The following is a 14,469-nucleotide window of genomic DNA, read 5'->3' on the forward strand; positions in this document are numbered from 1 at the left end:
GGGTTCTGCTTTACTTCCCTTCTGCTACAGCGAGGGAGCCGCCGCGACGAGCGGCGGTCCCCGTCGCATCATCAACCCAGCCAGCGGCGTGCGTTCTGGAACACGCGCAGCCACGGGCTCGCGTCCGTGCTGCCCTCACCCCAACCTTCCGGATGCCAGCTCATCTGCACCGCGCGATGCACGCGCTCGGTGTGCGGCATTAGCACGCTGAAGCGGCCATCAGGCGTCGTGACCGACGTGATGCCGTCCGGCGAACCGTTCGGGTTGAACGGATACTGCTCCGTTGCCTGCCCACGGTGATCGACGTAACGCATCGCCACCGCTACCTTCGACGCATCGCCTTGCTGCGAGAAGTCCGCGTAACCCTCGCCGTGCGCAATCGCCACCGGAATGCGCGAGCCTTCCATGCCGGAGAAGAAGATCGACGGCGAAGCCTGCACCTCGACCAGCGAGAAGCGCGCTTCGAATTTCTCCGACTTGTTACGGGTGAACTTCGGCCAGGCTTCCGCGCCCGGAATCATCGAAGCGAGGCTGCTCATCATCTGGCAGCCGTTGCAGATGCCCAGCGCGAACGTGTCTTCGCGACCGAAGAACGCAGCGAACATATCGGCGAGTTGCGAGTTGAAGCGAATTGCCTTCGCCCAGCCTTCACCGGCGCCCAGCGTGTCGCCGTATGAGAAGCCGCCGCACGCCACCGCACCTGCGAAATCCGCCAGGTTGGCGCGGCCGGCCAGCAGGTCGCTCATGTGCACGTCGTGCGCGTCGAAGCCAGCGCGGTCGAATGCATAAGCCGTTTCGAGGTGCGAGTTCACGCCTTGCTCACGCAGGATCGCGACACGCGGACGTGCGCCCTTGCCGATGAACGGCGCGGCGACGTCTTCAGAAGGATCGAACGTGAGGACCGGCGAGATGCCCGGATCGGCGGCATCGGAGAGCGCGTCGTATTCGGCATCGGCACACGCCGGGTTGTCGCGCAGCCGCGAAATACGCCAGCTCACTTCGCTCCACGCACGATGCAACTCGGTACGCGGCGCGTCGTAGATCTTCTTCGCGTCGCGATAGATTTCGATCGTGTCACGATCGTTGATCTTGCCGATCACGTGCGAGCATGCCGACAGACCGTGTTCGCGCAACGCGCCCAGCACCGCGTCGCGGTCCGCTGCGCGCACCTGAATCACGGCGCCGAGTTCCTCGGTGAAGAGCGCGCGGATCGTGCGGTCTTCACGACGGCCGCTGGTCTGCTTTGCCCAGTCTTTCGCGTCGCCGTAATCGGATTCGTGGTTCGGATCGAGCACCAGCATGTCGACGTTGAGCGACACGCCCACGTGACCCGCAAACGCCATTTCGCAAACCGTCGCCCACAGGCCGCCGTCCGAGCGGTCGTGGTACGCGAGCAGCTTGCCGTCGCTATTGAGTGACTGGATCGCGGTGAAGAAACGCTTCAGATCTTCCGGATCGTCGACGTCCGGCACCGTGTCGCCAACCTGCTGCGTGACTTGCGCGAGGATACTGCCGCCCAGACGATGCTTGGCGCGGCCAAGGTCGATCGCGATCAGCACGGAGTCGCCCGCGTCGCTTGCGCTGCGCAGTTGCGGCGTGAGGTGCTTACGCACATCCTCGACCGGCGCGAATGCCGAGATGATTAGCGAGACCGGCGCGACGACTTCCTTCGCCACGCCACGGTCTTCCCACTTGGTGCGCATGGACAGCGAATCCTTACCCACCGGAATGCTGATGCCGAGCGCCGGGCACAGCTCCATGCCAATGGCCTTGACCGTGTCGTACAGCGCGGCGTCTTCGCCTGCTGCGCCGCATGCGGCCATCCAGTTGGCCGACAGCTTGAGCTTATCGAGCGATGCGATCGGCGCCGCCGCGATGTTGGTGACCGCCTCGCCGACCGCCATACGGCCCGACGCCGGTGCGTTGATCACGGCGAGCGGCGTACGCTCGGCCATGGTCATCGCTTCGCCACGGAAGCCCGCGTAGTCCATCGTCGTAATCGCGACGTCGGCTACCGGCACTTGCCACGGGCCGACCATCTGGTCGCGCGCGGTCGTGCCGCCCACCGAGCGGTCGCCGATCGTGATCAGGAACGACTTGCTGGCAACCGTCGGATGACGCAGCACGCTGACCGCCACTTCCGACAACGCGATGCCGGTGACATCCACCGGTTCGAGCTTCTGCTCGACACGCTTCACGTCGCGATGCATGCGCGGCGCCTTGCCGAGCAGCACTTCCATCGGCATGTCGACCGGCTCGTGCGCGGTGTCGCTGTTCGATTCGGAGTCGATCACCTTCAACTGACGTTCGGCCGTAGCCGTGCCGACCACCGCGAACGGGCAGCGCTCGCGCTCGCACATGGCCTGGAAGGCCGGCAGATCAGCCGGCGCAATCGCCAGAACGTAACGCTCCTGTGCTTCGTTCGACCAGATTTCGCGCGGCGACAAACCGCTCTCTTCCAGCTGGATCTTGCGCAGATCGAAGATCGCGCCCTTGCTGGCGCCGTCCACCACCTCCGGGAAGGCGTTCGACAAACCGCCCGCACCCACGTCGTGAATGCTCAGAATCGGGTTCTTCTCGCCGAGCTGCCAGCACGCGTTGATCACTTCCTGCGCACGGCGCTCGATTTCCGGGTTACCGCGCTGGACCGAGTCGAAGTCGAGTTCGGCCGTGTTGGTGCCGGTCGCCATCGAGCTGGCGGCGCCGCCGCCCATGCCGATGCGCATACCCGGGCCGCCGATCTGGATCAGGAGCGAGCCTTCCGGCAGATCGTGCTTATGCGTGTGCTGATCCGAAATATTGCCGATGCCGCCGGCGATCATGATCGGCTTGTGATAACCGCGCACCAGGCCCGCGACGTTCTGTTCGTAGGCGCGGAAATAGCCGCCCAGGTTCGGTCGGCCGAATTCGTTGTTGAACGCGGCGCCGCCGAGCGGGCCGTCGATCATGATTTGCAGCGGCGACGCGATGCGGTCAGGACGGCCATACGCTTCGTGCTTGTCGTCCGGGTTCCGGTGCGCCAACGGCTGCGCGGCGTCACGGGCGTTTTCCCATGCTTCGACGCCATCCGGCAACTCCAGATTCGACACCGTGAAGCCCGCCAGACCCGCCTTCGGACGCGCGCCGCGGCCCGTCGCGCCTTCGTCGCGGATTTCACCGCCCGCGCCGGTCGAGGCGCCCGGGAACGGCGAGATCGCGGTCGGGTGGTTGTGCGTTTCCACCTTCATCAACGTGTGCGTCAGTTCGACGTTACGGCGATAGTGTTCGGGCAGCGCGCCGGGTTCAGCCGGCGTGCGCGGGAACCAGCGCTCAGCCACGCCGCCCGCCATGATCGCCGAGTTGTCCGAATACGCGACGATCGTGCCCTGCGGGTTCAGCTTTTCCGTGTTGCGGATCATGTTGAACAGCGAGATGTCCTGCTTCTCGCCGTCGATCGTCCAGTCCGCGTTGAAGATCTTGTGACGGCAGTGTTCGCTGTTGGCCTGCGCGAACATCATCAGCTCGACGTCGGTCGGGTTGCGGCCGAGTTTCGTGAAAGCGTCGACCAGATAGTCGATTTCGTCGTCCGCGAGCGCAAGGCCCAGTTCCGTGTTCGCCACTTCCAGCGCGCCACGGCCGTTGCTCAACACGTCGACGGTTTGCAGCGGCTTGGCCGGCAGTTCGTCGAACAGATGCAGCGCGTGGTCACGCGAGGGCGCCACGCTTTCGGTCATGCGGTCGTGCAGCGCTGCGGCGACGGCCGCGCGGGCTTCGTCGGAGAGCGCCTTCTTGCCGCCCAGCAGACCGCTTTTCAGCGTGACCGTGTATTCGACGCCGCGCTCGATACGGCGCACCTGCGTGAGACCGCAGAGGTGGGCAATATCGGTTGCCTTGCTGGCCCACGGCGACACCGTGCCGAAGCGCGGCACCACGAGGAAGGTTTCGGCCGCGCCGCGCTCTTTGGTTTCTTCGAGCGGATCGCCGTAATGCATCAGCGCTTCGATCTTCGCGTTGTCTTCCGCTGACAGCGGATTTTGCGCATTGACGAAGTGCAAATACTGCCCGCGCACGCCGGTGATGTTGGCGTCGATGCGCGTAAGCGTCTCGAGCAGGCGGGTTTGACGGAAATCGGAAAGGGCCGAAGCGCCGGGGAAACACGAGAAGTGGGCCATGGACTTGACGTTGCGTCGCTAATGATGCCGATGAGTCGCGCGTGAAGGCGACGTGAGGCGGAAAGGAAGTCCGAGATTATACCCCGGGAACGGCCCTCCAACGGGCGTCGCACCAGGGTTTTGGCGGGGTTTGCGTGGCCGGTCTGCCGTTTTGACTGCTATCATTCGCCCTTTCACCAGATCGGCGCGAGCAGCCTGAGCAATCCCGGGCAGTGCGCCGCATGCCACGCTTAACGGGAACGCGGCGTTTCGGCGTCCCGTCGGCAAATCGAATCAGATCATGGATGTCATCGTCATTGGCGGCGGGATTGTGGGCGTCGCCACCGCTTATCAGCTGCGCGCGGCCGGTCACCGGGTATGCGTCGTCGAGCGCCACGCAACGGTCGCGCAAGGCGCGACCTATGGGCACGGCGGCACCGTGCTGCCGACCCCGCTCGACGTCTGGTTCGGCCCGACTTTCATGGCGAGCCGTCAGGCCGCCAAAAACGGCGTGATCAGCAAGACCGGCTTTAACGGGCCGGTGCGCCAGTTCGTCAAGCAGCTGGCCGCGTTGCAGGAGCCGGAGGCGTTCAACCGCCAGTACGCGCGGCTGCGTCCGTTGATCGAAGCATCGCGCGAGGCGATGGCCGACGTCGAAGCGCGCTTCGGGCTGGAATTCGAACAGGCGAGCGGCCTGCTCTATCTGGTGCGTTCCCCGCAGGAATGGCAGCAGACCCAGACCGCGCTCGAGCTGCTGCGCCAATACGAAGTCCCGCACCATGTGCTCACGCCGGCCGAATGCGCCGCGTTCGAGCATTCCGTGCGGACCGAGCCGGAATTCGCCGGCGGCGTGCTGTTCGACCACGAGCGCACGGCCAATTGCCCGCTTTTCGCGAAACTGATCAAGCAGACCCTCGATACACAAGGCGGCGTGCAATTCATGCTGGGCTGCGAAGTCTCGGCGATCCGCCTCGAGGGTCAGCGCCCGGCGGTAGAACTGGCGCCGCGGCCCGGCATGGCATCGCGTTCACGCGAAGTCGACGTGATCAACGCCGATGCGATCGTCGTTGCTGCCGGTTACGGCAGTCTGCCGCTGCTCGAACGCCTGGGACTGCGGCTGCCGCTGCATCCGCTCCGCCTGCATAACCTGGTGGCGCCGATTGCGCATGAGGAATGCGCACCGCATGTCGCGATTGTCGACGCGGTCAAGCGGATTACCGTCAGCCGCATGAATCATCGCCTGCGGATTGCAGGCGGCGCGGTTTTGCAGAGCGCCGGGCAGATCGACAAACCGCTCGGCGAAACATTGACGAAGGAAGCGCTGGCGCTGCTGGGCCAGGCGACCCACGACTGGATTCCGGGGGCCGCCCGGATCTCCGCGGCTCTACCGTGGGAAGGCGTCAAACTGCTGTCACCGGACGGTTTGCCGGTCATCGGCAATGCGCTTCATCCGCGCCTGTTTGTGAACGCCGGCCACGGCCCGGCCGGTTGGGGCCTGGCATGCGGGGCGGGTAAGCTGATCGCCGACCTGATCTCGGACAAGACCCCCGACGTCCCCGCGGACACGCTGGCGGCGCTGCGCGCGGACCGATTCCAGTAATTGGCGCGGCGGGAGCGTATCGGCACTACCATAGTGGCTCCCAACGCTTCCTCACCTTGCCCAAGGTGAACTCCAAGCCTCGCCATGACAGTGCCCGAATCCACGCTCCCGACGCTAATCAGCCCGCATAACCGGGCGTTGCCGCTGCTCTCGCTCACCGACCTGCGCATCCTTGAAACCCAGGCCGCGGCGGCACTGCCTCAGCACACCCTGATGTCTCGCGCCGGCAAAGCAGCTGCGAGCTACCTGCAAGAGTTGATCACCCGCGACACCTCGATCGAAAAATCGAAGCACAAGGTATGGGTCGTAGCCGGCCCGGGCAACAACGGCGGCGACGCATTGATCGTGGCCGCGGAACTGCACCGGGCAGGTATCGCCGTAGATTTTTGCATGCCGCTTGAAGTCAAGCCGGACGACGCCCGCTGGGCGCTCGACACCGCCCGTGCCGCAGGCGTGGCCATCACATCGACGCCGCCGGCTTCGCTGGAAAGCTATACGTGGCTGGTGGACGGCATGTTCGGCATCGGCCTGACCCGTCCTCTGGAAGGCGTCTTTGCTGCCATCGCCCGCCAGCTTTCACAACGCACGAAAGCAAAGTCCAGACGAGGGGGCGTCCTGGCGCTCGATACGCCAAGCGGCCTCGACAGCGACACCGGGACGATTGTCGGTGAGAAACAGGACCAAAGCGACAGCCAGAACGGCGGCGCAGCAGTCCACGCCACCCATACGATCACCTTCATCGGCGCAAAGCCCGGCCTCTTCACGGCGCAGGGCCGGGATCTTGCCGGTACGGTAACGGTGGCGCCAATCGGCATCGACAGCAGCACTCGCACGGCCGTGCAACTCAACGCGCCGGCCCTGTTCGCCGACTTCCTGCCGCCGCGCGACTTCGCCACCAACAAGGGCACCTTCGGCAGCCTCGCCGTGGTCGGCGGCGACACCGGTATGTGCGGCGCGCCGATCCTCGCCTCGCGCGCGGCGCTCTATACCGGTGCCGGCAAAGTGCATGTTGCCTTGCTCGGCGACGGTGCCCCGCCCTACGATCCGCCACATCCCGAACTGATGCTGCATGCAGTCGACGATCTGCCGCTCGACAAAATGGACGCCCTCGCCGTCGGCTGCGGCATGGGTCAGCGCGACATCGCCACACGTGTCATGCACGACGTGCTGACGCTCGACGTACCCAAACTGTTCGACGCCGACGCGCTCAATCTGATTTCGACAGCCCCATCGCTCGCGGCCGAAGTCACCGCGCGCGGCGTACAAGGCGATCCTTGCGTGCTCACGCCGCATCCGTTGGAAGCCGCGCGCCTGCTCGGCACGGATGCGCGAGGCGTGCAACGCGACCGCCTCGCCGCAGCGCGGGCGCTGGCTGCGCGCTTCGCCGCAGTGGTCGTGCTGAAAGGCACGGGCACGGTCATCGCCGCGCCGGACGGCCGCGTCGCGATCAATCCGACCGGCAATGCCGCACTCGCGACAGGCGGCACCGGCGACGTGCTCGGCGGCATCATCGGCGCACTGCTCGCCCAGCATCTGCCGCGTTACGAAGCCGCGCTGGCAGGCGTCTACCTGCACGGCCTCGCCGCCGACACGCTGAGCGCGCAAGGCCACGGCCCAGCCGGATTGACAGCGGGTGAACTCGCCCCAATGGTGCGGACTTTGCTCAACCGTATGTTCTATCCGGCAACGGGCGGATGAGTCAGCGGGTGAATGAAGCGCCCCATGCAGCACGTCAAACGGGATGTCCTGAACGTGACGCCTCATCCCACAGTTTGCATGGAACGCCCAAACGGCTGCCACCCGTCACACAAGGCCGTTATACTGATTGACTGCGCCGCCCGTCGGATTCATCGCGGGTTACGGCGAAATTTCGGTGGGCCGTTCGATCTCCGGGCGGACTCGCGAAGTTTCCCCGCAACCCACTACGAACCCCACCGCGCGGCATCGCTCTAACAGCATCGTTGCATCATCCTCGGCAGCGCTTCACGCGCGTGCCATTCTTCGTGCCCCTTCGTTAGACGGACGCTATGACGCAGAACTCGCTCCCCTCCTGGTCCTCGCTGCAAACGCATTACGAGAAGATTCGCGATGCGCACATGCGCGACTGGTTCGCCCCTGAGAACGATCCCGCCCCTACCCGTGCTGAGCGCTTTGCGTTCGCGGGCGGCGGTCTCGCGGCCGATTTTTCGAAGAACCGCATCTCCGACGAAACCCTGAAACTGCTGGTGCAACTCGCGCGCGAAGCCGGCGTCGAGAAACGCCGCGACGCGATGTTCGCGGGCGAAGTCGTCAACCCGACCGAAGGCCGCGCCGCGTTGCACACCGCGCTGCGCGCCACTGATCCGAAAGCACCGTTCCATGCGGAAATCCAGGCGGAGCGCGCCAAGATGGCCGCGTTCGCCGACAAGGTCCGCAGCGGCGAGTGGACCGGCTATACCGGCAAACGGATTCGCTACGTCGTGAACATCGGCATCGGCGGCTCGGACCTCGGGCCCAAGATGGTCGTGCACGCGCTGCATCATCTGGCCACGCCGGAGATCACTACGCACTTCGTGTCGAACGTGGACGGCGCGGATCTGTACAACGTGATGCAGCAGATCAATCCCGAAGAGACGCTCGCGATCATCGTCTCCAAGACTTTCACGACGCTCGAAACGATGACCAATGCGCGCTCGCTGCGCGACTGGTTCATCGAAAAAGGTTGCCCGGAGAGTGCGCTGGCGAAGCACTTCGTCGGCGTGTCGGCCAATCCTTCTGAGGTGGTCAAGTTCGGCATCGCGAAAGAGAACGTGTTCGAGATGTGGGACTGGGTCGGCGGGCGTTATTCGCTGTGGTCGGCAGTGGGTCTGTCGATCATGATCGCGATCGGCCCGAAACAGTTCGACGAATTGCTGGCCGGCGCCGACGAGATGGACCAGCATTTCCGCGACGCGCCGCTCGAAAAAAATCTGCCGGTGCTGCTCGGCATGATCGGCATCTGGTATCGCAACTTCTTCGGTTCGCAAAGCTATCTGGTCGCGCCGTATTCGGAAGCACTGCATTTCCTACCGTCGTATCTGCAGCAGCTCGAAATGGAGAGCAACGGCAAGTCGGCGCGCCTGGATGGCGTGATGGTCGACTATCCGACCGCCGCCGTGACCTGGGGCGAACCAGGCACGAACGGTCAGCATGCGTTCTTCCAGATGCTGCATCAAGGCCCGACGATCGTGCCGATCGACTTCATCGCCGTGTTGACGCCGGAGCATCCGCTCGTCAGCCATCATCCGAAGCTGCTGGCGAACTGTTTCGCGCAAAGCGAAGCGTTGATGCTCGGCCGCACGCTCGAAGAAGCGAAGAAGGTGGCCGGCGCGGACAAGCCGGAACTGGCGCCGCATCTGGTGTTTCCGGGCAACCGTCCGACGAGCACATTGCTGGTCGATGCACTCACCGCGCGTTCGCTTGGCGCATTGATCGCGCTGTACGAGCACAAGGTGCTGGTGCAGGCATCGGTATGGGACATCAATCCGTTCGATCAATGGGGCGTCGAGTTGGGCAAGATCCTCGGCAAGGTGGTCGAGGCGGATCTGACGTCGGCAAGCGTCGATGAGAAGAAGCATGACTCGTCGACGTCGGCGTTGATCGCGCGGGCGCGTGCTGCGTTGAAGCGATGAACGTGAGCGGCGCGCTTGCTCGTGCCGCATGCGCTGATTGCTCACGCGCGCGTGGTTAGCGGCGTTGCGTTGTCGAGTTGCGTGAGATGAAAAGCAAAGCGGGCCCTTGTGGCCCGCTTTGCTTTATACGAACGAGTGGTGCTTGGTTGGCACGCTTCTCAGGCCAGACGTCCCGCTTCGATGGTCACCGTCGTATCGCAGCGGCGCGCCAGTTCGATGTCGTGCGTGACGAGGATCAAGGTGGCGCCATTCGCGCGGTTCATCTCGAACATCAGATCGATCACCGCGTGACCGGTGGCTGCATCGAGACTGCCGGTCGGCTCGTCGGCGAACAGAATCGCCGGATGCGTGACAAAGGCTCGCGCGAGCGCGACCCGTTGCTGTTCGCCGCCCGACAGCAGCTTCGGATAATGCGCAGTGCGTTTGGCGAGTCCCACCTGCTCCAGCAGTCCGCGCGCACGCGCCGCGGCCTCGCGCGTACCAATGCCGCCTTGCAGTTCGAGCGGAAGCGTGACATTTTCGAGCGCCGTCAAATGCGGCATCAGTTGAAACGACTGGAACACGAAACCGACCGAGCCGCTCCTCAACGCGGCGCGCTCGTCTTCGTCCAATTCGGTGAGCTCGCGGCCGAGCAGCCGAACCGAGCCCGAGCTTGCGCTGTCCAATCCTGCGAGCAAGCCGAGCAGCGTAGACTTGCCCGACCCGGATGCACCGACGATCGCCACACTGCTGCCGGCATCGATAGCAAGATCGATGTCCTCGAGAATCGTCAGCTCGCCTGTTGCATCCTTAACCTTCTTGCACAAACCCCGCACTTCAATGACTGGATCAGTTTTGTTTAGCATGGTGAAGCGTAGGTTGAAAGTGCGCGCCGTAGCGACGGCGCTGACTACTGCATTCGGCCCGGCCGTGCTGGCCGCAACCCTGTTTTCGTTGCCCTTCACAGCCCATGCGGCCAACCCGCCCGAACAGGCCAAGCCGGTGATCGTCGTGCTAGGCGACAGCATCTCGGCCGAATACGGCTTGCCCCGCGACACTGGCTGGGTTGCCTTGATGCGCCAGCGCCTCACCGATGAGCGAATCGATTATAGCGTCGCCAATGCAAGCATCAGCGGCGACACCACCAGCGGTGGCCGGGCGCGCTTGCCGGCGCTTCTGCAGCGGCTCAAGCCGAGTATCGTGATCGTCGAGCTCGGCGCCAACGATGCGTTGCGCGGCGTGCCGCTCTCCACCACCGAAGACAACCTGCGCACGATCATCGAGCAGGCTCAACAAGGCCACGCGAAGGTCGTGCTGGTCGGCATGTACGTACCACCCAATTACGGCCCCGACTACACGCAAAAGTTCCACGGCCTGTACGGCGAACTCTCGAAGCAATTGCGCGTGCCGCTGGTGCCCTTCTTGCTGGCCGGCATCGCCGACAAACCGGAAATGTTTCAGGCGGATCAGATCCATCCTACGCAGCAGGCACAGCCAGTGCTACTCAACAACGTGTGGCCGGCTATCAAGCCACTCCTTCGCACAAGTTCGCCGCACTGAAAAGCTCGCTAACAACTTGTTTCCGGTAATTGGGGAGCGCGGATCGGCAAGATCGCTCCAACTTTCGTAATCCCGCGCAACCCGGCTCGATTCTGAGCGACTTCTGAGGAGATAACGTGAAATATTTACCGTTAATCGCTTTGACCGTGGCAATTTCTGCATGCGCCGCTCAACCGCCGGCAGGTGTCCAATCCGTGGGCCAAAGCCAGCAGCCGCCGAAGGCCGTCGCTGCGTGCATCGCGCACAAATGGGCCGATAGTTCACAACAGCAAGTCGTGTCGCAAGACGTCATGGCTAACGATCAGGCAATGGATGTCTATGTGCCGGGTCAGCAGCCGCCTAACGGCGCAGCCGCCGTCGTACGGCCCTCCTACAGCGGTCCGGGCTCGTGGGTCGGCTTCCGCGCCAATGGCGCTGCGGGCAGCGACGCCACCAGTTCGATCAGCGCCTGCCTCTAGGCGGCTGACGGCATAACAAGCCGCGCTCCCAGGCAGACCGTTTGACGCGCTTGCACGTGTCAAATGAAAAAGCCCCGCAATTGCGGGGCTTTTTTGTGGCTGCGCGCTTTACCTGCTTGCGCGCTCGCGCTAGTGGTAGTGCTTATTCGCCGCTCGCCTGCGCATTGCTGCTGTCGAGCGAGCCGTAGAACTTCACCTTCGAACGGGCACGCAGCGATTCGACGTAAGCCTCAGCGTCGGATTGCGCATCGACTTGCGCAATCTGCTGCTGCGCAGCAGCCAGACGCTGCGGATCGATAGGTGCGCTTGCAACGACCGCGTTCACGCGATAGATCGCATAACCGTCGCCGCCGAGGTCCACACCGACGTACGCAGGTAACTTTTGCGCGTCTGCCTTGTAGATTGCACTCAATGCAACCGGCGGCACACCTTGCGCGTCGTTGCGCGACACCTTCAGCGGCGACGAGAAGCCCGTCGTGGCCTTCGACTTATCGAGCTCCGCCAGCTTCGCGATGCCTTCCTTGTGAGCGGCCTCGTTCGACTGAGCCGCGATCACTTTCTGACGCACCGCGTCCTTGACGGCGTCGAGCGCCGGCACGGCTGCAGCTTTGTAATCCGTCACGCGCGCCGCGATCAGCGCGTTGCCGCCGACATCGATCGCTTGCGTGTTGTTGCGCGCGGTGACCGCATCGCTCGCGAACACCGCAGCGAGGAACTTCGCGTTGTTCAGCGGGCTGTCAGGCGGCAGCTTCGGATCCGGCTGCGGCGTGACCGTGGCCGTTTGCAGTTGCAGCTTGTACTTGTCGGCAGCCGGCTGCAGGCTCTTCGCCTTCTCGTAAACGATCGACGTGAAGCCTTCCGAGTCGTCGCTGAATGCCTTACTCGCCAGCTGCGTTTTCAGGTCTTTTGCGATCTGATCTTTCACTTCGTCGAACGGCTTGGTGACGGCCGGCTTCACGTCCGTGACCTTGACGATGTGATAGCCGAAATCGGTCTGCACGATGCCGCTGACTTCGTCTTTCTTGAGAGCGAACACGGCGTCGTCGAACGCCTGGCCGCCAGCGATCATGCCACGACCGAAGTAACCCAGATCACCGCCCTTCGAGGCCGAACCCGGATCCTGCGAATTCTGCTGCGCGATCTGCGCGAACTGATCCGGATGCGCCTTGACCTGTGCGAGCACCTCGTCGGCCTTCTGCTTTGCCTTGGCCTTGTCAGCTGCGCTTGCATCTTTTGGCGCGGCGATCAGGATGTGGCTCGCGCGCACCTGGCCGTCCGTACGGTAATGCGCGATGTTGTCGTCGTAGTACTTTTTCAGATCAGCATCGCTCGGCTGCACGGCGGCAGACAACGTTGCCGGCGACATCACAAGGTACTGGATCGTTGCCGTGGCGGGCGTGGCGAAGTCGTTGCGATGCGCGTCGTAATACGCCTGAAGTTGCGCGTCCGTGGGCTGCACCTTCGCTGCATAGTCGCGCGGATGGAACGCAATACCCTGCACTTCGCGCTGCTGTTCGGCGAGCTCAGTGAGATGCTGTGCGAGCGTCTTCGACGTGAAGGCGCTGCCTTGAATGCTTGCCGGCAACTGCTGCGTGGCAATGCTGTAACGCACACGTTCGTCGTACTGATCGGGCGTCATGCCTTGCATCGCAAGCAGCTGCTTGTAACGGTCGACGTCGATCGAGCCGTCAGGATTCTTCAGCGACGAGATCACCGGATCGTTCAGCAGCACACGGCGCACGGCGTCGTCAGATGCGGTCAGATGCAGGCGCTGTGTTTCGTCGGCCAGCACGCGCTGCTCGATCAGACCGTCGAGCATTTCGCTACGACGCGCAGGCGTATCAAACGACTTCATGTCGAACTGCGCACCGAGCATTTGACGGGCACGGTCGAGCTGCTGACGCATCGCGTCGTCATACTCTGCGCGAGTAATCTTGTGGCCGTTGACGCTGGCGACGTTTGCACTTTCGTCAAAGAAGCCGCGGAAGCCTTGAATACCCACAAAACCCAACCCCGGCACAATGACGAGGATGAGCATGAACATCATCAGGCGTTTGTGATTGCGGAAAAAATCGAGCATGCGTGAGGGAGTGCCAAAAACAGAACGCCCGATCTTACAACAGCGGGCAATAAAAAAGGCGAACCGGAGTTCGCCTTTCGTGGATACTGGCGGAGTGGACGGGACTCGAACCCGCGACCCCCGGCGTGACAGGCCGGTATTCTAACCGACTGAACTACCACTCCTTATACTGCACTTGTACTAAACAGAACCACTATGCCAAATCTGAAACTGGTGGGTGCTGAGAGGCTCGAACTCCCGACCTACGCCTTGTAAGGGCGCCGCTCTACCAACTGAGCTAAGCACCCGTTTCGCGATTCAGCGTGCTCCTGCTTTTGCTGCCTGATTGATCAACTTGCGTATCAACTAGTGCGACGCCAAGTCACACAGATCACGCACGATTCGTTGCACTTCTTTCTAACGAACCTGCAATTCCTCAAGCAGCAAGCCCATTAGTTTAGCGCATCCTTCAGAGCTTTGCCAGGCCTAAATTTAGGGACCTTCGCTGCCTTGATCTTGATGGCGGCGCCGGTGCGCGGATTGCGCCCCGTACGCGCGGTACGCTTGCCCACGGCAAAGGTACCGAATCCCACCAGCGTCACCGAACCGCCCTTCTTCAACGTACCTTTGACCCCACCGATCACCGCGTCGAGTGCACGACCTGCCGCCGCCTTCGAAATATCGGCTTGCTGTGCAATGTGATCGATCAATTCCGTTTTATTCATTCCAACCCCCGAGAATGTTTGTGGCAATCGTGACGGCGCTCTGTAGCGCCTGGCATCACGCGGCCGGCGGGTAACGCCGAGCCGACTCATTAGAATTGGCCGAAACCCTTGTGTCAAGCGGGGTTGAGCCTGATTTAAGCGCTTCTGGAGAGCGCCCTCTGTCACCAAATCTTGCGATAGATCGATGCGCGCACAACCAGTCGCAGGCTTAGGAGGTTCTTTACTCAAAAAGTGGGATTGCGCGCGTTCCGGACATGATTTCATGTATCTCGCAGGCAATAAAAAACCCGCGACCGAGGCCGCGGGTT

General features: G+C 63.1%; 9 protein-coding genes and 2 tRNA genes. 5 read left to right on the forward strand and 6 right to left on the reverse strand.

Translation table 11 applies throughout. The annotated features are described in order from the left end of the window. Positions 1-71 precede the first annotated feature (71 nt). On the reverse strand, positions 72-4,151 hold the full coding sequence (gene purL / locus KHO30_RS16580) for a phosphoribosylformylglycinamidine synthase (protein ID WP_211701614.1): 4,080 nt from the start codon (positions 4,149-4,151) through the stop codon (positions 72-74). A gap of 280 nt (positions 4,152-4,431) precedes the next feature. On the opposite strand from purL, the gene KHO30_RS16585 reads away from it, so the two are divergent. From KHO30_RS16585 to pgi, 3 genes are all read left to right on the forward strand, one after another. After that, positions 4,432-5,730 carry an FAD-dependent oxidoreductase gene (locus tag KHO30_RS16585; protein ID WP_211701615.1) on the forward strand — a complete coding sequence of 433 codons (1,299 nt, stop codon included), beginning with the start codon at positions 4,432-4,434 and terminating at the stop codon, positions 5,728-5,730. Positions 5,731-5,814: 84 nt separating this feature from the next. Further along, positions 5,815-7,428: an NAD(P)H-hydrate dehydratase gene (locus KHO30_RS16590; RefSeq protein ID WP_211701616.1), complete on the forward strand. Its 1,614-nt coding sequence runs from the start codon at positions 5,815-5,817 to the stop codon at positions 7,426-7,428. 329 nt (positions 7,429-7,757) lie between these two features. Further along, positions 7,758-9,380 (forward strand): glucose-6-phosphate isomerase, encoded by a 1,623-nt coding sequence (gene pgi / locus KHO30_RS16595; protein ID WP_211701617.1) that lies wholly within the window; start codon positions 7,758-7,760, stop codon positions 9,378-9,380. A gap of 158 nt (positions 9,381-9,538) precedes the next feature. Here pgi and KHO30_RS16600 read toward each other — a convergent pair whose 3' ends face one another. Beyond that, positions 9,539-10,225: an ABC transporter ATP-binding protein gene (locus KHO30_RS16600; RefSeq protein WP_093633784.1), complete on the reverse strand. Its 687-nt coding sequence runs from the start codon at positions 10,223-10,225 to the stop codon at positions 9,539-9,541. On the opposite strand from KHO30_RS16600, the gene KHO30_RS16605 reads away from it, so the two are divergent. Beyond that, a complete protein-coding gene (locus tag KHO30_RS16605; RefSeq protein ID WP_093633785.1) occupies positions 10,224-10,919 on the forward strand; it encodes an arylesterase in 696 nt (231 codons plus the stop codon). The two genes, KHO30_RS16600 and KHO30_RS16605, sit on opposite strands and share 2 nt — an antisense overlap. Before the next feature lie 116 nt (positions 10,920-11,035). Next, a complete protein-coding gene (locus tag KHO30_RS16610; protein WP_200619936.1) occupies positions 11,036-11,377 on the forward strand; it encodes a hypothetical protein in 342 nt (113 codons plus the stop codon). A gap of 142 nt (positions 11,378-11,519) precedes the next feature. Here KHO30_RS16610 and KHO30_RS16615 read toward each other — a convergent pair whose 3' ends face one another. The 4 genes from KHO30_RS16615 to KHO30_RS16630 form a co-directional block, all read right to left on the reverse strand. Then, entirely contained in the window at positions 11,520-13,457 is a 1,938-nt protein-coding gene (locus KHO30_RS16615; RefSeq protein WP_211701618.1) for a SurA N-terminal domain-containing protein, read from the reverse strand. Between the two features lie 87 nt (positions 13,458-13,544). Further along, positions 13,545-13,621 (reverse strand) — tRNA-Asp (locus KHO30_RS16620). 47 nt (positions 13,622-13,668) lie between these two features. After that, a tRNA-Val gene (locus tag KHO30_RS16625) sits at positions 13,669-13,744 on the reverse strand. Between the two features lie 144 nt (positions 13,745-13,888). Further along, entirely contained in the window at positions 13,889-14,425 is a 537-nt protein-coding gene (locus tag KHO30_RS16630; RefSeq protein WP_342345965.1) for an HU family DNA-binding protein, read from the reverse strand. Between the last annotated feature and the right edge of the window lie 44 nt (positions 14,426-14,469).

Origin of the sequence: Paraburkholderia aspalathi (genome assembly GCF_905220735.1) — a bacterium.
In the GTDB taxonomy this organism is placed as follows: domain Bacteria; phylum Pseudomonadota; class Gammaproteobacteria; order Burkholderiales; family Burkholderiaceae; genus Paraburkholderia; species Paraburkholderia aspalathi.